Annotated in this window: 17 protein-coding genes; 4 read left to right on the top strand and 13 right to left on the bottom strand. The window is 40.4% G+C overall.

Going from position 1 to position 20,094, the window contains the following annotated elements; all coding sequences use genetic code 11:
• Nucleotides 1-187: 187 nt before the first annotated feature.
• Complete coding sequence (gene hutI / locus FH971_RS19930) at nt 188-1,420, bottom strand: imidazolonepropionase (protein ID WP_140235432.1); 1,233 nt, start codon at nt 1,418-1,420, stop codon at nt 188-190.
• Between the two features lie 416 nt (nt 1,421-1,836).
• Here hutI and FH971_RS19925 point away from each other — a divergent pair, with 416 nt between their 5' ends.
• Nucleotides 1,837-3,120 (top strand): mechanosensitive ion channel family protein, encoded by a 1,284-nt coding sequence (locus FH971_RS19925; RefSeq protein ID WP_137224283.1) that lies wholly within the window; start codon nt 1,837-1,839, stop codon nt 3,118-3,120.
• Nucleotides 3,121-3,270: 150 nt separating this feature from the next.
• Here the strand turns inward: FH971_RS19925 and FH971_RS19920 are convergent, their stop codons facing one another.
• The 5 genes from FH971_RS19920 to FH971_RS19900 all read right to left on the bottom strand — a co-directional run bounded on the left by FH971_RS19920 (nt 3,271) and on the right by FH971_RS19900 (nt 7,318).
• Nucleotides 3,271-3,843, bottom strand: a complete 573-nt coding sequence (locus FH971_RS19920) for a lysophospholipid acyltransferase family protein (protein WP_140235431.1) — start codon at nt 3,841-3,843, stop codon at nt 3,271-3,273.
• 190 nt (nt 3,844-4,033) lie between these two features.
• Complete coding sequence (locus FH971_RS19915) at nt 4,034-4,501, bottom strand: DUF2489 domain-containing protein (protein ID WP_140235430.1); 468 nt, start codon at nt 4,499-4,501, stop codon at nt 4,034-4,036.
• 94 nt (nt 4,502-4,595) lie between these two features.
• Entirely contained in the window at nt 4,596-5,144 is a 549-nt protein-coding gene (gene yihI, locus FH971_RS19910) for a Der GTPase-activating protein YihI (protein ID WP_140235429.1), read from the bottom strand.
• 55 nt (nt 5,145-5,199) lie between these two features.
• The gene (locus FH971_RS19905; RefSeq protein WP_140235657.1) at nt 5,200-5,862 is read right to left on the bottom strand and encodes a class I SAM-dependent methyltransferase; all 663 of its coding nucleotides are present in this window, start codon (nt 5,860-5,862) and stop codon (nt 5,200-5,202) included.
• Nucleotides 5,863-6,694: 832 nt separating this feature from the next.
• Entirely contained in the window at nt 6,695-7,318 is a 624-nt protein-coding gene (locus FH971_RS19900) for a c-type cytochrome (protein ID WP_137224295.1), read from the bottom strand.
• Between the two features lie 263 nt (nt 7,319-7,581).
• On the opposite strand from FH971_RS19900, the gene yihA reads away from it, so the two are divergent.
• The gene (gene yihA / locus FH971_RS19895) at nt 7,582-8,244 is read left to right on the top strand and encodes a ribosome biogenesis GTP-binding protein YihA/YsxC (RefSeq protein ID WP_140235428.1); all 663 of its coding nucleotides are present in this window, start codon (nt 7,582-7,584) and stop codon (nt 8,242-8,244) included.
• 975 nt (nt 8,245-9,219) lie between these two features.
• On the opposite strand, the gene polA is transcribed toward yihA, so the two are convergent.
• A complete protein-coding gene (polA, locus tag FH971_RS19890) occupies nt 9,220-11,976 on the bottom strand; it encodes a DNA polymerase I (RefSeq protein ID WP_140235427.1) in 2,757 nt (918 codons plus the stop codon).
• Nucleotides 11,977-12,507: 531 nt separating this feature from the next.
• Here polA and elbB point away from each other — a divergent pair.
• Nucleotides 12,508-13,161 carry an isoprenoid biosynthesis glyoxalase ElbB gene (gene elbB / locus FH971_RS19885; protein ID WP_140235426.1) on the top strand — a complete coding sequence of 218 codons (654 nt, stop codon included), beginning with the start codon at nt 12,508-12,510 and terminating at the stop codon, nt 13,159-13,161.
• Between the two features lie 113 nt (nt 13,162-13,274).
• Here elbB and glpG read toward each other — a convergent pair whose 3' ends face one another.
• The 5 genes from glpG to FH971_RS19860 all read right to left on the bottom strand — a co-directional run bounded on the left by glpG (nt 13,275) and on the right by FH971_RS19860 (nt 17,844).
• Complete coding sequence (gene glpG, locus FH971_RS19880; RefSeq protein ID WP_140235425.1) at nt 13,275-14,126, bottom strand: rhomboid family intramembrane serine protease GlpG; 852 nt, start codon at nt 14,124-14,126, stop codon at nt 13,275-13,277.
• Nucleotides 14,123-14,431 carry a thiosulfate sulfurtransferase GlpE gene (gene glpE, locus FH971_RS19875; protein ID WP_137224309.1) on the bottom strand — a complete coding sequence of 103 codons (309 nt, stop codon included), beginning with the start codon at nt 14,429-14,431 and terminating at the stop codon, nt 14,123-14,125. Before glpE ends, glpG begins: the two co-directional genes overlap by 4 nt.
• 109 nt (nt 14,432-14,540) lie before the next feature.
• Entirely contained in the window at nt 14,541-15,566 is a 1,026-nt protein-coding gene (gene tdh / locus FH971_RS19870; RefSeq protein WP_140235424.1) for an L-threonine 3-dehydrogenase, read from the bottom strand.
• Between the two features lie 93 nt (nt 15,567-15,659).
• Complete coding sequence (locus FH971_RS19865; RefSeq protein ID WP_140235423.1) at nt 15,660-16,853, bottom strand: glycine C-acetyltransferase; 1,194 nt, start codon at nt 16,851-16,853, stop codon at nt 15,660-15,662.
• Between the two features lie 334 nt (nt 16,854-17,187).
• The gene (locus FH971_RS19860) at nt 17,188-17,844 is read right to left on the bottom strand and encodes a TetR/AcrR family transcriptional regulator (RefSeq protein WP_137224315.1); all 657 of its coding nucleotides are present in this window, start codon (nt 17,842-17,844) and stop codon (nt 17,188-17,190) included.
• Between the two features lie 117 nt (nt 17,845-17,961).
• Between FH971_RS19860 and waaA the strand changes: the two genes are divergently transcribed.
• Nucleotides 17,962-19,224, top strand: coding sequence for a lipid IV(A) 3-deoxy-D-manno-octulosonic acid transferase (gene waaA / locus FH971_RS19855; protein WP_140235422.1), 1,263 nt, complete (start codon nt 17,962-17,964; stop codon nt 19,222-19,224).
• Nucleotides 19,225-19,300: 76 nt separating this feature from the next.
• Here waaA and FH971_RS19850 read toward each other — a convergent pair whose 3' ends face one another.
• Complete coding sequence (locus FH971_RS19850; protein WP_140235421.1) at nt 19,301-20,029, bottom strand: 3-deoxy-D-manno-octulosonic acid kinase; 729 nt, start codon at nt 20,027-20,029, stop codon at nt 19,301-19,303.
• Nucleotides 20,030-20,094: the final 65 nt, after the last annotated feature.

Here is a 20,094-nt window from a genome sequence, read left to right as displayed (position 1 = left end):
ATAATATGTATAGCCTAAATGAAATTGATCTTAAAATCACCATATTATTGATTAATTTATTATTGAAGAGGACTTAGTATATGAATTCGGCGGATTTAACAGGGCTGTTGAGTGGAAATGTTATGACTACAATTTCGTTGTTAGCATATATATAGCGCTAACAACGAGTAGCAGTTAATCGGGCTGATTAACGAGGTAATGCAACTACTTGACCATTTTTTACTACCGTTTGACACGGGTTAACCCCGTAAGCATAGGCCAGTTGCGCCGGTGTTGTGATGTCCCATAAACAAAAATCTGCTTGCATGCCTGTGGCAAGATGACCCACATGATTATTAATACCTAAGGCCTTGGCGGCATTTATGGTCACACCTTGTAAGGCTTCTTCTGGGGTTAATCTAAATAAAGTGCAGGCCATATTGAGCATTAATAAGGTGGAGCAAATAGGGGATGAAACAGGATTAAAATCGCTGGCAATTACCATTGGTACCTTGTATTGACGCAATAAATCAATTGGCGGTAATTGGGTTTCTCGTAAAAAGTAATACGTACCAGGTAACAAGGTTGCGCAGGTACCACTTTTGCTAATGGCTTTAACTCCTGCTTCGTCTAGACATTCAGTATTATCGACCGATTTAGCCCCAAGCTTGGGAGCTAATGTGCTGCCGTCCATATTGGTTAATTGCTCTGCATGCAGTTTAATTTGCAGACCAGCCCGTTTAGTCGCCGTTAATACTTGATCCATTTGCTCAAGATTAAAGGCGATATTGTCACTAAATACATCAATCGCATCCGCAAGGTTGTCGGCGATTACCGCGGGGAGCATGTCGTTGATGACCAAGTCGATATAGGCGTCAGCATTGTCTTTATATTCTGGCGGAATAACATGTGCGCCCATAAAGGTGGTGCAGACATCAATATGATGATGCTCACCTAATTCGCGTGCGACCCGCAGTAGCTTAAGCTCGGTTTCAGTGTTTAATCCGTAGCCGGATTTAATTTCAACCGTGGTGACGCCTTCTCTGGCTAAGGCGTTTAAGCGTTGCCGTCCCAGTTCAAATAATTCGACATCGTCTGCATCGCGACAAGCGTTAACTATCGAGGTAATGTCGCCACCAGCACAAGCTATTTCGGCATCAGTCGCGCCTTGTAAATGCTGTTCAAATTCGTTGGCACAATTACCGGCAAAAACCAAGTGAGTTTGTGCATCGATAAGCCCTGGCGTTATCCAGCCGCCTTTTCCTCTGTAAACTGGGGTTGCCAGTACATCAAATTCGGGCAGATCACTGCGTGGGCCAATCCAAGCAATTTTTCCGTCTTTGATTGCTATGGCCGCTTGATATATTTCGCCATAAGCTCCTTGTATATTGGCATCCATGGTCGCCACGTTTATATCAATCCACACTTGATCCCACGACATAACATTCCTTACAAATCGGTTAATGTAAAACAATACTGGTATATTCAAGCTAGGATGAATGATGTGTTTTTAAACAGCAATGTCTTTGTTATTTAAAAAATGAGAGTGGTTGATAAGTTGATGATAAATTCGATAATGGACTATAAGATTGTTTTTATTATCTTGTCTCATCCATGAGTAAAATGAAGGTTTGTATTATCTGTTATGGGTATCATCCCACAGCGCCTAACAGTTAACATCATAGTGAAAATAGAGGCTTGGATTTATATTTAGCCTATCGGCGGATAGTGTTGAGGTTTAGTTAACGTTCTCTATCAACACAGGGCATAATGAGCTACGAGTGTTTGATTATTTTTATGCGGTTTAATTTAAGTCTCTTGATTGTGTAAGAGGCAAAAGTGGCTAAGGATTTGTTTGTGAATACAGAAGTGCGGATTGAAATTGCAGCTTGGTTAACCCGATTAGGTGTTAATAGCCAGCCAACAGATGGATTGGCGACCTCAATATTGATTTTTGCCTGTTTACTGGTTGCGGGTATTAGTTATTTCATTGCACATCGATTTGTGGCACATGGGATTAATATGATGATCCGTCGGTCCTCGGTGAAGTGGGACGATATCTTTATGCACTTTAATGTGTTTGAACGAGTCGCCTTACTTGTGCCTATTGGGATTCTTGATTTACTGCTACCTATCGTACTTACCTCACATGATGTTGCCAGTATGGTTATTGATCGCTTGCTGAGCTCATTATTGGTGTTGTTTATTTTACGAGCGATTTATAGCGCACTCAATGCTGCTGATAAAATCGCTGATATGAATCATATTAATCGACGTTTACCGGTAACTAGCTTTGTTCAATTAATTAAGTTATTTCTATTTTTTATCGGCTTAATTATTGTATTTTCAATTCTAGCCGACCGGTCACCCATATATTTCTTTAGTGGCTTAGGTGTGGCTACTGGTTTGGTCATGTTGGTGTTTCGTGACACTATTTTGGGCTTTGTCGCTGGAATTCAACTTGCCGCCAACCGCATGGTGAGCAAGGGGGACTGGATCCAAATGGATAAATATGAAGCAGATGGAACAGTGGAAGATGTTACTTTAACGACGGTCAAAGTTCGTAATTGGGACAATACGCTTACCATGATCCCCGCTTACGCCTTAGTGTCGGATGCCTTTAAAAACTGGCGTGGTATGTCTGAATCAGGTGGTCGACGGATAAAGCGTTCTATAAATATTGATGTAAATAGCATCCAGTTTTTAAATGATGCTGAACGTATTCGCTTAGGTAAAGTGAATTATTTAAAAGAATATTTACCACAAATATTTAGTGAGATCAGCGCTGCTAATGCCAATATTAGCGATATTGATATGAAGGTAAATGGTCGTCATTTGACTAATATCGGAACATTCAGGGCGTATTTACAAGAGTACCTACGTCGCCATGATAAAATACACAAAGACATGACATTGATGGTGAGGCAACTAGCCCCCACTACGGAAGGTCTACCGATTGAATTGTATATTTTTACTAATGATATTCGTTGGACTTTTTACGAAGCAATTCAAGCAGATATTTTTGATCATATTTTTGCAATATTACCTGAGTTTGGTTTACGGGCATTTCAAATTCCGACAGGCACAGATATTCGCAGCATTAAACACTGCGAAGAGCAACACGCTGAAGAGCAACATTGATAAGAGGCTAGATAAACCATTGGCGCTGGTGTCGTTGTTTTGGGCGATACCAGCGCAAGCTAATTGGTAACGCCTATGCACACTAACCTTGGGTGATGGCAATTTGTTAGCTGAGAATAGCTTGGGGAATATACTTAACGTATTAAATCCTCAGTTGCGTTCTGGTGTGGACCTTAACAGATATATAGGAATAGCTTTTGGATGGCAGCCTTTAATCGTTCGATAAAAGTCCATTAATTGATTTATGTCGATTTCGATATTGCCCGTGGGTGCCATAGGCAGTGCCAGCACTATGGTTTTTCGACCAAAGTCTAAACCAACAGGCACAATATTCACTTCTGATTTCACTGCAATATGATAAAAACCGCTTTTCCAACGATTGACCTGGCTGCGGGTTCCTTCGGGTGCTAACGCTAATTTGTAATTCTGATTTTGTTGAAAAAGTTGAGCCGCGGCATCGACCAAATTGTTGTGTTTTCGTCGATCAACAGGGCTTCCACCCATGGCTCGAAACAACCATCCCCAAGGGGCGATAAATAATTGGTGTTTACCTAAAAAATGGATTTTAGTGTTTAAAGCACTGCGGGCAAGGATCCCAATGACAAAATCCCAGTTGCTCGTGTGTGGCCCAACAATCATTACGCAGGGTTGAGTGGTATCGAGTTGGCCTTCAAATTTCCAACCCATAACGCGAAGTAATCCTGAACAAAGTGTATAGAACATATTTTGCTCCCAATCATTGAGCGTTAACGCTTGTTATTATTTTTATTCATTTGATACAGAAAAAGGCAGAAGATAATCTAGCCATTATTTAACCGCATTAGCAAACGGTCAGGAGATGATTTGGTTTAGACCTTTTACAGTATAACGTGCCATGTTGCTCTTTGCTTATGACTTGTGGATAACGTCAGCGTTAATGAGTCATTGGTTTATCAAATTCAGCAATGTGTTTTGTCTCGTCTAAAATAAGTTGTTCTAATGCTGCTTCTGATTTCATACGTTCTAAATCAAACTTCATCCGTTGTTGCTTAGGCAAGTCTGTACGCGCTTCCATGATGGGGTGATTTCGAATCAATTTATAATGGGTAAACAGATTAGGGAAGTCTCCCATAACTTGTTCCGACATAGATAATACGTCAAATAACTTCCCTATGCGCATAACGCCTTCTGACAGCTCACAGCGCTCTTCTAACATCGCAGCGGCAATGTAACGGATATCTGTCAGTATTTGTTGTCTACGCTCGTCGGCTTTAGCCTTACGCTCTGCCAGTGCTTGTTGATTAGCTTGTGTTTGACGTTTAAGTGTTAACAGCAAGTGTGTTGCATAGCTTGCAAGGGCAATAATAATAACTAGAGCAATAATGATGACCGTTGTAGACACAATTTATCCTTTTTTGAATACAAAACTGGCGCCATATGCGCCAGTTTTTAAACATCAAACCAAGAAATAGCTTGGTATTACTTTATCGAGAAGATTAATCTTTCTGCTGATAATCTTTGAGCAAATCTGCTCCTGATTCAAAACGATTTAATAGCTCATCATCAGTCTGTTGCTTTTTAGGGCTTTGAGTTGGCGTGTCATCACCTTCACTAAGGCCTAAATTCAGCATCAGTTGTTCAATCTTGTCTAATTGAGTATTTAACCATTTTTGGTCGGTATCAGACAAGTCACGACCTTCTTCAAGTTGGTCAAGTAATTGATTCAACCTTGGGTCTTCTTCAAGTTTTAATAACTTTTGTTCGTCAGTCAATTTAGGCTGTTTAGGCTTAACTACCAATGGTTTGGTAATAGATGTCGGTAATGTTAATGCTACAGGCTTTTTACTGCCATGACGTGCATCTTTACTCTTAACCGATGTAGTACCTGAAGCTTGTTTAAGCAAAGCTTCATTATGACGGCTGCCAGATTTATGGCCAGCGTCTGATTTTTTACCATCAACCGCGTTACGATCAACTTTTTTTACTCTTGGGGCAAACTTAGCGCCGTTTTCGCCGCCTTTGCGAGTTTTTTTACTGCGAGCCATGATGTTCTCATTAGGTTTTCTAAACACGTCCTTGCAGAGTAATTTCTACAAGGCACTAAATAAGGATGCGCTTTATATCAGATTTTGATGCTTTTTGCATCAAAACTAGATCTTTCGATGCAAATAATAGCTCAAAATCACTATTAAATGCTAAATATTCGAATGTTGCCTGCTGATAAAAGCTGACATGAGTTGGATTATTTTTGTAATGCCATTTAGCAAAGTGGTCTTTATCGGTTAATAAGGGAGTACTTATGGCTAACCAACCGCCGGGTTTAATCAGTTGATTGAGTAACATCCATTCTCGGTGAGGATGACGAAAATGTTCAAAAACACGGTAACAACAGACAAAGTCATAATGTTGCTTTAGTACCGACTGATCTGCTGCAAAAAAAGGATCGTACTGATTAACTAAGTTACCAGTGTTTAGAATAGTTTGTTGGCTTTGCTCATCGAGCACTCGGCCAAAGTTCAAGCCCTTTAGCGTGCCTGTTTGTTGCTGAGAGATTTGATCGAGTAAAGGCAAAATAAATTGTGTTAATTGTTTTTGTTTGGATTTTTTTTGTGCTCGACCATAATGTTGACGCTCTAGGTTAGGCATAAGATATGATTTGGAGTCAGCAAAAATTAAGCCGCATTGCGGGCAGGCATAGAAGGCTCTTTTTTTGTCTTGAACAAAAAAATCAGCACAATGATTACAAAGCGGGCATACGTTCATCAAATACAGCGGTACCTAGGTATTGACTTGATTAACGATTATATAGCGAATGCGGTTAAATAATACCAAGTATTTGAAAAATACCAATATTGGTATGATTTAGACATAAAAAAAGGCGGCAGTATAAACTGCCACCTTGTAAAACAGTGCTTAACGCACCTTATTCTGATTCCAAGTATCCGTACTTGCTATGTGACTATCCCGGTCAGATCGTTATTTTTTTGCTATCCGTGCCGTTTTTAGTTGTTATTGGTCATCAATGACGCTTTTTTATATTCTGTTGCCGTCCTGACTACAGCTTCCGTAGATGGTCTTCAATGACTCATCAATATCTTAATTGTCTTCAATGACAATAGTTAACCATCCTTGTTACATTGTACCTTCGAGTGGTAAAAACTTCCTGTGGATGCATCCTCAACAATGTGTTGGTTTTGCTGTTATTTGAATCATTCAAATAACACCTAAGGGTCACTCTATTGTGTAAGGTAGTGCTAAATAGCATGTCGACCAATCGGTCTATTCCTTACAAATTTTACGACCAGTATTTCAAACTGAAATATCGACTCATTTTGTTATTATTAGTGAGCGGTCTCAAATTATTATTGTTATTAATTCGCTTTATTCTTATATCTTAAATGTATTCGTCCGAAATCTGCTTGATGTTGTTAGATTTATGTTCCAAACAGTTGGGTTCATCTCGGTACGGGGTGTATTTAACGATAAAAGTGTGAACCTTGTCAAGTAAAACCTAAGAAGTTGACGTAAACGTCAACTTGGTAAGTAAAGAAATGGGCTCGGAAGCCCACTCTTTAATAAATAATATTCAGTACTATTATTTATTAAGACTTGAAATATATTTAGATAATACTTCTATATCAGCATCAGATAGCTTTTTCGCTACATCTTGCATCATGCCATTTAAATCATTGTGACGACTAGCATCACGGAATTTGTTTAGCTGAATTTTGATATAGTTAGCGTGTTGACCTGCGACAGCTGGGAAACCTGCAGCAGCTGCGCCATGACCTTCAGGTCCGTGACACGCAACACATGCGGTAATACCACGAGCGGCATCACCGCCTTTATACAAACTTTCACCAGCAGCGGGTACGTCAGCAACATCGGCGACAACTTTGACTTGGCTAGCAAAGAATGCAGATATGTCAGCGATGTCTTCATCACTTAGACCCATAGACATACCGATCATGATTGGGTCCATACGACCCTCTTTGCCGCCGGTTTTAGCGGCTAATCTGAATTCTGTTAATTGCTTTTCAAGATATTCAGGGTGCTGGCCTGCTAATTTAGGATACATATCAATCATGCTATTGCCGTCAACACCGTGACAGGCAGAACATACGATTGCTTTAGTTTTGCCTACTTCAGCATTACCTTCAGCCATAACTGATGATGACATTAAGGCGACTACAGACAGCGCAAGAGCTAACTTTTTCATGGCGTTCCAACTTCTAGTTAATTTATTGTCCTGAGCTTACTAGGAAGACCCGCAAGCGTGGTAAAATGTTTTTCCAAGCGCTTTAATGCTGTTTGTCATGCTCGAATAGAGCAAAATCATTTATAACGACATCACACATATCAGCGTTGCTTGGGTATATAATGTGATCAAGCTAATATTTTACACGAAAATGTGCAAAAGTAAGCAATTGTTAAAAATTTATGGTAATGCGTTGTCTAGAAGTAATTTAATTGGAGTGTAGAGTGACTGAATCTCGTATCGATTTCCGTAGGGCTAAGTTTTTAATTAGTGCGCCAGATATTGCGCATTTAGATCAGTATCTTCCTGGGGATATCGGGATTGAGATTGCGTTCGCAGGGCGTTCTAATGCCGGTAAGTCTAGTGCATTAAATGCGCTTACAGAACAAAAAAGTTTAGCCAGAACTAGTAAAACACCAGGTCGAACCCAATTGATCAACGTTTTTGAATTAGATGATGATCGTCGTCTAGTCGATTTGCCGGGTTATGGTTTTGCACAAGTGCCATTAGCGTTAAAAAATAAATGGCAAGAAGCGCTTGGTGAATACTTACAAAAGCGTGCTTGTTTAAGTGGCGTCGTAGTATTAATGGATATTCGTCATCCATTGAAAGATCTCGATATGCAGATGATTGAATGGGCTGTATTAAGCAATATTCCTGTCTTAGCGTTATTAACGAAATCTGATAAATTGACTCAAAGCGTCAAAATGAAGACGGTTAATGATGTGCGTGCAGCCTTATCGAATTTTGGTGATAAAGTGCAAGTAGAGACGTTGTCGTCGCTAAAAGGCACTGGTAAGCCAAAAGTGCTGAGCATTTTAAATGACTGGTGCCATCCTGAGTGGTTAGCAGAACAGAAGGCTGAGCAAGCTTTAGACTCAGAATAACCGTTAGGGAGATATAGCAGATTACTAATAAGCACTAATAGCCGACATTTATGTCGGTTTTTTTCGTCTGTGATAAGCAGTGGTGATTTTTAAACAAAAAAAAACCGATAACCAAACGGCCATCGGTACAAATAAATTAGCTCTTTTGGGGAGAAGCTAAATTCAACAAGACTCAAGCGTCATCAACTCAATTTGATGACTCTCAATAACCCTATAATAACCGTTTTTTTTTAAACATTAAAGTATTTACTCTAAATATTTTTAATGGTCAAAAAAAACCAAAAAAAAGCCCCAGCAACCTAAGTTGCTGGGGCGCCGAATTTGGCTAGTCACTATCGCTAGTGAAATAAAGGTTTGAAAGATTGAACATCTTAACCTCTGTACCCTACGAAAATTATAATAGCTCATACGCCTTAAAATGAAAAACTGTTTTTCATATAAAGATATAATAACTGTGATATTTGAAACAAATTGGTACTTATTTGTTAACTCGATCGATAAATATGTTGTGGTATTTGAGTCGTATTGTTTATCGATTGCTATGTTTAATACCAATCCGCATTAGAATTTGCTCTTTTAGCGAAAATTATCAGTGAGGTATTCGAGGCAGCCTTTTGAAGACATAGTCGTTCTCGGCAACTGCTCCTGCGTTGCTCTACCTCCTGCATCCATGCAGTCGTACGTTAAGAAAGGCTAACAAAGAAGAACACGCTGATAAATTCGCCCTTCGGGGCTATGTCACAACCCCCATTACTGCTTCAAATGACTTTGATGTAGAAGACTACACCTACAGTCATTTTCATTGTACTGGGCCTAGTGACGCAGCCTAAAATAGATCATATTCTAATAAGGATTGGTATAAGGGGCTCTCGCGGTAAAAAAATACCCGCAAAAAAACACCGTATTCCAATGAATACGGTGTTTTGTGATTTCGTGACTGACACTAAGTCAATTCAACGTAGCATAAACCAATGATTAGTGGGCTTGATCCCAATTGTCGCCAATTCCAGCCTCTGCCAATAGGGTTACGTCTAATGATGCCGCTTGTGCCATTAAATCGCACACTTTGATTTTGAGCGCTTCAGCTTGAGCTTCATCCACTTCAAACACTAATTCATCGTGTACCTGCATTATCATTGTAATTTCACCTTGAGTCTCTTGGGTGATCCACTGATGAATGAGTATCATAGCTTTTTTAATGATGTCAGCCGCCGTACCTTGCATTGGTGCGTTAATTGCCGCTCGTTCGGCCGCTTGGCGACGCATTGCATTACGATCGCGGATTTCTGGTAAGTATAAACGTCGTCCGAATAATGTAGAGACATAACCTAACTCAGCTGCGATGGCTCGAGTTTCTTCCATGTATTTTAGGACACCGGGATAGCGTGCAAAATAAGTATCTATGTAGGTTTGCGCTTCGTTACGTGGAATATCCAATTGCTTAGCTAAACCAAACGCAGACATACCATAAATTAAACCAAAGTTAACTGCTTTGGCGCGACGACGTTGTTCTGTAGTCACTTCTTCAAAATGTACCCCAAAGACTTCAGCTGCAGTAGCTTTATGAATGTCTTTACCTTCAGCAAAGGCTTTAAGTAAACCTGCATCTTGAGACAAATGAGCCATGATCCGCAGTTCAATTTGTGAGTAATCGGCTGCTAAAATCTTACGTCCTGCCGGAGCGATAAAGGCTTGGCGAATACGGCGACCTTCTTCAGTACGGATTGGAATATTTTGTAAGTTTGGATCGCTTGATGATAAACGCCCGGTGGCAGCATTAGCTTGGTGGTAACTGGTATGAACTCGACCCGTCGTAGCATTGACCATAAGCGGTAGCTTATCGGTATAAGTGCTTTTTAGTTTGGCTAAACTACGGTGTTGTAGGATGATTTTAGGTAAAGGGTAATCTAGTGCTAGTTCAACTAACACTTCTTCTGATGTTGATGGTGCCCCTTTTGGGGTTTTCTTCTTTACTGGATAACCTAGTTTTTCAAAAAATAGGGTTTGCAACTGTTTAGGTGAAGCTAAATTAAACTTCTCTTCCGCTATTTCATAGGCTTTGTTTTCAAGATCATCCAGCTTTTTGGCTAATTCAACACTTTGTTGGCTCAGTAACATTGAGTCGATTAATACACCTTGGCGCTCAACGTCGGATAATATTTGAATTAATGGTAGTTCTAACTCATTAAATACACTGGCTAACTCTGGTTCTTTTTCAAGCCTTGGCCATAGATGTTGATGTAAACGCAGAGTGATATCGGCATCTTCAGCAGCATAAGGTCCGGCGACATCAAGGTGAACTTGGTTGAAAGTGAGTTGTTTTGCGCCTTTGCCAGCAACATCTTCGAAGCTAATGTTTTTGTGTCCAAGGTATTTGAGGGCTAAACCATCCATATCGTGACGTGATGCCACTGAATTAAACACATAGGATTCGAGCATGGTATCAAAACGGACGCCTTTTAGGGTGATACCTGCGTTGGCTAAAATACTGATATCGTATTTTAAGTTTTGTCCCACTTTTTGTGGAGTATCGCTTTCAAGGATCGGGCGCAGTTTTTCAAGAGCAATGGCTTTATCAATTTGCTTTGGTGCATCTAGGTAATCATGCGCTAACGGTAAATAGGCCGCTTTGCCAACTTCGGTTGTAAATGATATGCCGACAAGTTCAGCTTCCATGTAATTGAGACTGGTGGTTTCAGTATCAACAGAAATAAGTTCGGCGCTACTGAGTTTTTCAATCCATTTATCGAGTGCTTCTACAGTCAGGATTGTTTCGTATTCAGCTTCAATGATAGGTGATACTGTGATCTCTTCATCGCTATCTGTACTGATGGTGCCGTGAGGTTGTTTATTATCTAATACTTCAGCTAACCAACGTTTGAACTCCATTTCAGAATAACATTTAATCAGTTCATCTCGATCTTGGGGCTTAACGTTAAGCTCATGCCAATCTTGTTCTAATTCAACATCGGTTTTGATGGTGGCGAGTTTGTAAGACAGTTTTAGCATGTCGGCGTTGTCGATAATTTTAGCCGGCATGGTTTTTGAGCCTCTAAAGCCGACATCAATGACGCTTTGCGGATCCGCTAAGATATTTTCTACACTTCCCATGCCGGTGAGCATGGCTAATGCGGTTTTTTCACCGACGCCAGGTAACCCTGGAATATTGTCTGATTTATCACCCATTAGTGCTAAAAAGTCGATTATTCTATCTGGGCTGACACCGTACTTCGTTTTGACCTCTTCAGGGCCCATAATGGTGTCAGTCATAGTATTGATTAATGTGACATGCTCATTCACTAGTTGAGCCATGTCTTTATCGCCAGTACTGATTAGTGTCGCACGGCCTTCTTTACTCGCTTGAAGGGCGATGGTGCCGATCACATCATCCGCTTCAACACCCGAAATGCAGATCAAAGGCAAACCCATTGCGTGAATGATTCTGTGTAATGGTTCTATTTGAGTACGCAAATCATCAGGCATCGGTGGGCGCTGGGCTTTGTACTCACCATACATATCGTTGCGAAAGGTTTTGCCTTTCGCATCAAAAACGACAGCAATATGACTAGGACTATAACGGCTTAATAAGCTACGAAGCATATTAACAACACCATAAACCGCGCCTGTTGCTTCACCTTTTGAATTAGTTAAATGAGGCGGCGCATAATAAGCGCGATAAAGATAAGATGAGCCATCAACAAGGATGAGCGGGTTATTAGGAATAATTGGCATAATTAATATTCGTATTCAGTATTTTGCGAGACTAATAGAATGACATTATACCCACAGCACCTCAAGATGCTTGTGAGATTGCCAATTATTTACTCAAGATAGTGTTTAATTACTGTAAATTCTGACTAGTGATGGATTGAGTGAGGTTTAGTGGGTGTTTTTATAGAGAAAAGCCAACAATCAGCCACAGTAATATGCTCTCAGCCTGTGGATAAGTCTGTGAGTTAATTAATCAACGTTGCGGGATAGATTTTCTTACGACTGGAAACGAAAATTATAACCTGTTGAATTATATGTTTTATTTTTATTTTTGTGAGCTGAATATTAATTCTAATAAATATTACTAATTTGTGGACTTTTTTATTGATGTCAGTTAAGCCACAATGGAATTTAGTGATGATTTATGGAGAAAAAACATGCAACTCCTAAATTCGACGTTCTAAGTTAGCACGATTTTTAATCAGATCAACCGTTTTGTTGGTTTTTTGTTGTAAATTTTACATTAGTAATTAAAAGTTAAGGGTGGATGTCATGAAAAAGATTGCTGTTTTATTAAGTGGCTGTGGAGTTTTTGATGGAACTGAGATTCATGAAGCTGTATTAACCTTGTTGGCGATAACGCGGGCGGGTGCACAATATCAATGCTTTGCTCCGGATATTGCCCAAATGCATGTGGTGAATCACTTAACTGGAGAGGTCAATACGGACGAAACTCGTAATGTATTAGTTGAGTCTGCTCGGATAGCTCGAGGTGAAGTCCTTAATGCCAGTATGTTAGATGTTAGTCAATTTGATGGTTTAGTGATCCCTGGCGGTTTTGGTGCCGCTAAAAATTTATCTAACTTCGCTACCACGGGTAGCAATTGCGACATTCAGCCTATTGTAGAGAGCTTTATTCGTGATTTTGCGTTAGCCCATAAACCTGTCGGTTTTGTGTGTATTTCACCTGTGATGATCCCTAATATTTATGGCAAAGGAGCCATTGGTACCATTGGGACTGATGCTGAAACTGCTCATGCATTTAATGAAATGGGCGGTAAGCATAAAAATGCCCAAGTAGAAGATATCGTTGTTGATGAAGTGAATAAAATCGTGAGCACGCCAGCTTATATGTTAGCGACATCGATTTTAGAGGCACATATTGGTATTGAAAAACTAGTCAATAAAGTACTTGAAATGGCTTAAGTTCAGTTTATAAGCATCATAAATATAAGTCGGTCAGTGTTCAAAACGAGGGTGAATAATGGTGCCAAATAGAGTGGCACCATTATCGGATGTCGGCTAAGTGGAATATGTTATTAGTGGTTTTTAACCCGTTGTGACTTTCTGCTATCAAACAACGCTTGAGCTAGACCGATACAAAGCCCGCCAATATGGGCTCCATTTGCAATAGGCATTCCCAGCACATCGGTAAAACCAAGTACTAGCCAAATGAGCATAAATCCCATGTAAGATTGCGGTAAATTAATACCACAACTGGGTTTTCGAATACCCATTAACCAAGTGTAACCAACCACAGCATAAACGACACCTGATAGCCCGCCAAAATTAGGCCCGCTTATGTAAAATTGCACGATATTAGGTATCGTGCCAGCGACGAGTAATAAGAATAGCAAGGGGCGAGTGCCTAAATTGGTCTCAATTTTACCGCCTAAATACCACCACCACAGTAAATTAAAGATGATATGCATTGCTGAAAAGTGCATTAGGCTTGGCGTGAACACCCGCCATACTTGGTTTAAATCGCTGTCTGTAACCGCACTAAAAAAAGATAATTTACTGTAGATGGCATCGGCAAAACCTAGGTTCATACCTGCGAAAACGGCAACACAAGCAAAAAAGCACATCAATGTAAGTGGGCCTGCTCCTGTCATAAATTGTTGAAATAACCCCTTGGTTCCAGGACCATAGTCAAACTTAGCATCTGTCGCACCGTTATCCCAAGATGCCTGTAAATACTTATGATGATATGGGTCTTTAGCAAACTCAATTAACTCGGCTCTAGCTTGGCTTTCATCGGTTGGGTTAACAATGACTAGGCTAACACCTTGAGCATGAGTCACGGCATGACATTGAATATTTAATCCTTTGAGGTAATCAATAAATGCTTGTGCAGCGCGTGCATTAGGTAGTTGGCCAATTTCTATCATGAGTTAGCTAAGCTCCAGGCACTATAACCACCATCGAGACTGTAGATGTCATCAAAGCCTTGTTCATTTAAGTAGCTAGCTGCACTTTGACTGCTCATGCCGTGATAACACACCACAACAAGCGGTTTATCCATATCGGCATCAGCAATAAAGTGGGCTAAGTTTTCATTATTCAAGTTAACAGCGTGCTCAATATGACCTGCAGCAAAACTGGCGGCATCACGAATATCGACAATTTGTATATCGCTTGATTCGCTGGACATATGGATAAGCTCATTAATAGACAGATGTTTAAAACCAGACATGATATTACCTATAAAAGTGTTCTAATAGCGATTGGCTAAACGCCAGTTTGCAACAAGGGGTTGTATAAATACAACCCCTTGTTGGTGTGCATAAGCTAGATCTTAATGATTAATCCCAGTTTAAGATGACCTTTCCAGATTGACCTGAGCGCATAGCATCAAAACCTTGCTGGAATTCATCAATACTAAAATGATGAGTAATGATAGGAGACAAATCTAGACCCGATTGGATTAAGCTCGCCATTTTATACCAGGTTTCGAACATCTCACGGCCATAAATACCTTTGATGATTAAACCTTTAAAAATGATTTTACTCCAGTCAATGGCCATTTCACCGCCAGGAATACCTAACATCGCAATTTTACCGCCGTGGTTCATGGTATCTAACATGGCGTGGAATGCCGAAGGCACGCCTGACATTTCTAAACCTACGTCGAAGCCTTCTGTCATGCCAAGCTCTTTCATGACATCTTTCAGGTTTTCTGTTGCGACATTAACAGCGCGGGTTGCCCCCATTTTACGGGCAAGATCAAGTCTATACTCATTAACATCAGTAATGACAACATGACGAGCACCGACATGTTTACATACTGCTGCAGCCATAATACCAATTGGACCTGCGCCGGTAATCAATACATCTTCGCCGACTAAATCAAACGATAATGCGGTATGTACAGCGTTACCGAATGGATCAAATATTGCTGCTAGGTCATCTGGAATATCAGCAGGGATCTTGAAAGCGTTAAAAGCGGGTATTACTAGGTATTCTGCAAAAGCACCATCACGGTTTACACCAACACCAGAAGTGTTACGGCACAAGTGAGTTCGGCCTGCACGACAGTTACGACAATGACCGCAGGTGATATGACCTTCACCTGAAACGCGATCTCCAACGCTGAAACCACGAACTTCTTGGCCAAGGTCGACGACTTCGCCGACATATTCATGACCCGCAATCATAGGAACAGGAATGGTTTTTTGTGACCATTCATCCCAGTTATAAATATGGACGTCAGTACCACAAATAGCTGTTTTACGAATTTTAATTAACAGATCGTTATGACCCATTTCTGGTTTTGGTGCATCGACCATCCAGATGCCTTCTTCGGGCTTTAACTTACTTAATGCTTTCATGTTGATGACCTATTTTTAGTCTGAGCTAGCTTTAACTTGAGCTATAGCTACGCGATGCTTAATTTATTTATGGTTCAATGAACCTAAGATAGATTAGATAATGCCCATTTCTTTACCAATACGAGTAAAGGCATCAATAGCATGATCAAGTTGTTCGCGAGTATGTGCCGCCGACATTTGGGTACGAATACGCGCTTGGCCTTTAGGTACTACTGGGAAAGAAAAACCAACAACATATATATGTTCTTGCAATAAACGGTTGGCAAAATCGCCAGCCAATTTAGCATCACCAATCATGACGGGAATAATGGCATGGTCTGCACCGCCTAAGGTAAAACCTACAGCAGACATTTGTTCACGGAAATAACGGCTGTTTTCCCAAACAGCTTCACGTAAGTCTTGACCAGTTTTTAGCATTTCAAGCACACGGATAGAGGCGCTAACAATCGAAGGTGCTAATGAGTTTGAAAATAGGTAAGGGCGAGAGCGTTGTCGTAACCATTCAACAACTTCTTTTTTTGCCGCGGTAAATCCGCCTGATGCACCGCCTAAAGCTTTACCTAGGGTACCAGTAATGATATCGACTCTGTCCATCACGTCACAATATTCGTGGGTTCCACGACCATTTTTCCCGATAAAACCTACAGCATGAGAGTCATCGACCATCACCAATGCACCGTATTTATCCGCTAAGTCACATACGCCTTTAAGGTTGGCTATTACGCCGTCCATTGAAAATACACCGTCAGTGGCGATTAAAATATTACGTGCACCAGCAGCTTGAGCAGCAATAAGCTGAGTTTCTAAGTCGGCCATGTTGTTATTGGCGTAACGGAAACGCTTAGCTTTACATAAACGCACGCCATCAATGATTGATGCATGGTTAAGGGCGTCGGACACAATAGCATCTTCAGCATCTAATAGGGTTTCAAATAAACCAGCATTAGCATCGAAGCAAGACGAGTACAAAATGGTGTCTTCCATGCCTAAAAATTCACTTAGGTTGGCTTCTAATTGCTTATGAATGTCTTGAGTACCACAGATGAATCGTACTGATGCCATACCAAAACCGTGACTATCTAAACCGGCTTTTGCTGCTTTAATAAGTTCAGGATGATTGGCTAAACCTAAGTAGTTATTAGCACAAAAGTTAATCACTTCTTCACTGTTAACCTGAATGGCAGTTTGTTGAGCTGAAGCTATGACTCGCTCACTTTTGTATAAGCCATCGGCTTTTACATCGGTAATTTGCTGGTTAATTCTGTCGTAAAAAGAGGTAGATGCCACCGGTGTTCTCCTAAATATGGTTATTATGCTTATCCAAATCACGCAGTAAAACACCGCTATAAGTGACAGGGTGCTTTGGAGTTGTTGGCATTCTAACCTTTATTTTTGCTGCTCTACAGCGTTTTTTTAAGTCGTCAGACCAACATGAATTAGTTTAGGGCTATTGGCTTATTCACATAATAAAAACTAATCGTTAACATAGTCGGTAGCTGGATTTGAGCTGTGAGAGGAAACCCTAAAAAAATCCGCTAATAACCGATTCAATAGTAGTGGGTTATTAGCGAGTTTAAAAATGTGTTACTTGAGCGCAATTAACAGTATTGGCAGCATTTACTTACTCAGCTAGATGACGTTCTTTACTGGCTATGTCTAAATAATGTTGTTCTAAACGGGAGAATGTTTCGCTTGACGTAGGAGTCTCATAAGCCTGAAAAATCATTAATATTCTTAATAAACCATCATATAAGGTGGCTTTAGTAATCGTTGATGTGCTTGATTGAGTTAATTGATAGCTAATCCAAAAGCTGACCATCATTTTAATAGTGTCAGCAAGCGCAGTGACTTTATTGTCATTTACATCAAGAAAACCGTCTTTTTTTAGTTTGCGTAAAATATTGCTTGAACGGTTAAGAACTTGTTGTTGAGCATGTAAGTAGCGAGTTTTTAGCGCATCATCACGGCTTAAAATATCTGCTAGATTGGAATACATAAATCTAAACTGCCATAAGGTATAGAACATGGCATCAAAGTAACCCATTAATAATTCAATGGTGATCGGGACATCATCATAAGGATTAAAGCCTGATTCTAAATGACTTTCATATAGGCTGAAAATGGAGTTGATTATGTCTTCTTTATTACGAAAGTGATAATACAAATTACCCGGACTAATGCCTAAATGTGCTGCAATATGGTTAGTGGTAATATTTCGTTCACCACGTTCATTGAATAGCTCTAAGCTGGCAAAAATGATTTTATCTCGGGTTTTCATGTGATTTCCATATTCATTATTGACTTATTGTCGCTCAAATAATTCCTTAAGCTGACTTAATACGAGTATGTTAACATTGTGCTTATCTGACAAGCAAAAATCGATGACTCTTCTTACATGAACCGTATTGTTTATTCTTTCTTTCTATATTTAATGTTTCCGCTGGTTATCCTCTATCTAGCATTTCGGGCGATAAAAAGTGTCGACTATCGTCATCGTTGGTCTGAACGCTTTGGTTTTACCAAGTTAATGCCAACAGATGTGTTGATACACTGTGTTTCTATGGGAGAAACGCTAGCGGCTATTCCGTTGATTAAGCAACTTATGACTGCACACCCTGATGATACATTTACGGTTACAACAACCAGCCCAACAGGGTCTGCTGAAGTGCTTAAAGCATTTGGCGATACGGTGCAACATTGCTATCTACCATTTGATTTCTCTTATGCGATCAAAGGCTTTTTACGTCAAATACAGCCTAAAGTGTGCATTATTATGGAGACTGAATTGTGGCCAAATTTAGTCTACTTTGCCGCGCGACAACAAGTGACATTGATTTTGGCTAATGCGCGCTTGTCACAAAAGTCAGCAAATAAATACGCTAAAAAACGTCGTTTGGCTGTGCCAATGCTAAACAAGCTCAACTTGATTACTGTACAAACTCAGCGTGAAGCAGAACGGTTTATTGATTTAGGTGTGGAAGCTCAACGTATACATGTGTGTGGTAGTGTAAAGTTCGATCTTACTATTGACCCTATAAAGAAACAGCACGCAATAGCACTTCGTGCAGAGTGGCATCGCGTTAACTCTCCTATTTGGGTTGCGGGTAGTGTTCATCCCGGTGAGTTTGAGGCGATTTTGACCGCCCATAAGCAACTATTAAGTCTTTTTCCTGATGCATTATTAATTATGGCACCACGACACCCAGAGCAATTTAATTTAGCCGCTATTACCGTCACCCAGTCAGGGTTGACGTTAGCTAGGCGCAGTATGAATGATGAGGTGACTGCGAATACTCAAGTATTGCTTGGCGATACTATGGGAGAGCTAGTGATGTTATATGGCGCTGCAGATCAGGCATTTATTGGCGGCACATTAATTAATAATGGTGGTCATAATCCACTTGAACCTGCCGCGATGGGGCTGCCTGTGTATGTTGGTCCCAATCATTGGGACTTTGCTGAAATCACACAATTACTTGCTGATGCGGGTGCATTAACCTGTATTAGTTCTGCAGATGAATTAGCGCAAGAATTACAGAATAAGTTTACCGATAACAATATGTACCAATCAGCATCTACAGCGGCTCTGGCTGTGGTTGAACAAAATCGTGGTGCATTATTAAAGCAATTCACACTGATTAATAAGCTTATTGTTTAACATTTTGCTGCCAGCTATCTAAAAATAGACGCAGATTAGCGTCTATTTTTATAACCCCTCAATACAAAAGTTCGCCTTAGATTGGGTTTACGCTTTGGTAACCGGCAAGTAATTGCTGCCAATGCTGTTGACTAAATTGCAGCGTAGTCAGTTTAGCGTGTTCCTTTTTAAGCGAACGTAGCAAACGATCTAAATTGGCTTGCTGCCATGTAGGGTGTGGCGTACGTAACTCACCTCTATCAAAGTCAATTAAATAGAATTGTCCGTGCGCAAGTAAGATGTTTTTTGCATTTAAATCGGCGTGATATACCCCACGTTGATGGAATTTGGCAATGGTTTCGCCTAATAAATACCATTGTGACTCAGTCATTGAGTTATGGCTTAAGTAAGCTACTAAATCATTTGCACCTGCAACATGTTCAATAATAATGTCGGCACGATACCATAAACCAAATCGTTCAACGTTAGCTGCTATGGGACGAGGAACGGCAAACCCTTCTTGATACAAGGTTTCGAGTATCGTTAATTCAGCCACCGCGCGAGTTCGTTTTAGGCCTGTATAGAGATAGGCATCTCGGCTGAATTTTTCCATCATCCCACCTCGCCAATAATGACGTAACACCCATGTTTGCGATGAGTCCGAGTTAGCAGTTTTGACAAACCATGTGGTGTAACGGCCCTTAGACTGACCCACAACGGCATTGTTGTCCCGCCAACCATCGACCGCAAAATCTTGTGGTGCTAATTGCTGGGCAGTGGTTTCACACCATGCGACATGGCCAAGTTGAGTGGTTTTTATTTGCATCTAATTATCAATAGCATTGGTTAGATTGTGGATCGAAATAACATTATACCTTAAGATCACTAACT

Source organism: Shewanella polaris, from assembly GCF_006385555.1.
GTDB lineage: Bacteria > Pseudomonadota > Gammaproteobacteria > Enterobacterales > Shewanellaceae > Shewanella > Shewanella polaris.
This window is presented reverse-complemented; position numbering and strand designations above follow the sequence as displayed.

Excerpts from the sequence above, each read along its gene's own strand:
- hutI (WP_140235432.1), bottom strand. The coding sequence starts at position 1,420 with ATGTCGTGGGATCAAGTGTGGATTGATATAAACGTGGCGACCATGGAT.
- FH971_RS19920 (WP_140235431.1), bottom strand. The coding sequence starts at position 3,843 with ATGTTCTATACACTTTGTTCAGGATTACTTCGCGTTATGGGTTGGAAA.
- yihI (WP_140235429.1), bottom strand. The coding sequence starts at position 5,144 with ATGGCTCGCAGTAAAAAAACTCGCAAAGGCGGCGAAAACGGCGCTAAG.
- FH971_RS19905 (WP_140235657.1), bottom strand. The coding sequence starts at position 5,862 with ATGAACGTATGCCCGCTTTGTAATCATTGTGCTGATTTTTTTGTTCAA.
- FH971_RS19900 (WP_137224295.1), bottom strand. The coding sequence starts at position 7,318 with ATGAAAAAGTTAGCTCTTGCGCTGTCTGTAGTCGCCTTAATGTCATCA.
- polA (WP_140235427.1), bottom strand. The coding sequence starts at position 11,976 with ATGCCAATTATTCCTAATAACCCGCTCATCCTTGTTGATGGCTCATCT.
- elbB (WP_140235426.1), top strand. The coding sequence starts at position 12,508 with ATGAAAAAGATTGCTGTTTTATTAAGTGGCTGTGGAGTTTTTGATGGA.
- glpG (WP_140235425.1), bottom strand. The coding sequence starts at position 14,126 with ATGATAGAAATTGGCCAACTACCTAATGCACGCGCTGCACAAGCATTT.
- glpE (WP_137224309.1), bottom strand. The coding sequence starts at position 14,431 with ATGTCTGGTTTTAAACATCTGTCTATTAATGAGCTTATCCATATGTCC.
- tdh (WP_140235424.1), bottom strand. The coding sequence starts at position 15,566 with ATGAAAGCATTAAGTAAGTTAAAGCCCGAAGAAGGCATCTGGATGGTC.
- FH971_RS19860 (WP_137224315.1), bottom strand. The coding sequence starts at position 17,844 with ATGAAAACCCGAGATAAAATCATTTTTGCCAGCTTAGAGCTATTCAAT.
- waaA (WP_140235422.1), top strand. The coding sequence starts at position 17,962 with ATGAACCGTATTGTTTATTCTTTCTTTCTATATTTAATGTTTCCGCTG.
- FH971_RS19850 (WP_140235421.1), bottom strand. The coding sequence starts at position 20,029 with ATGCAAATAAAAACCACTCAACTTGGCCATGTCGCATGGTGTGAAACC.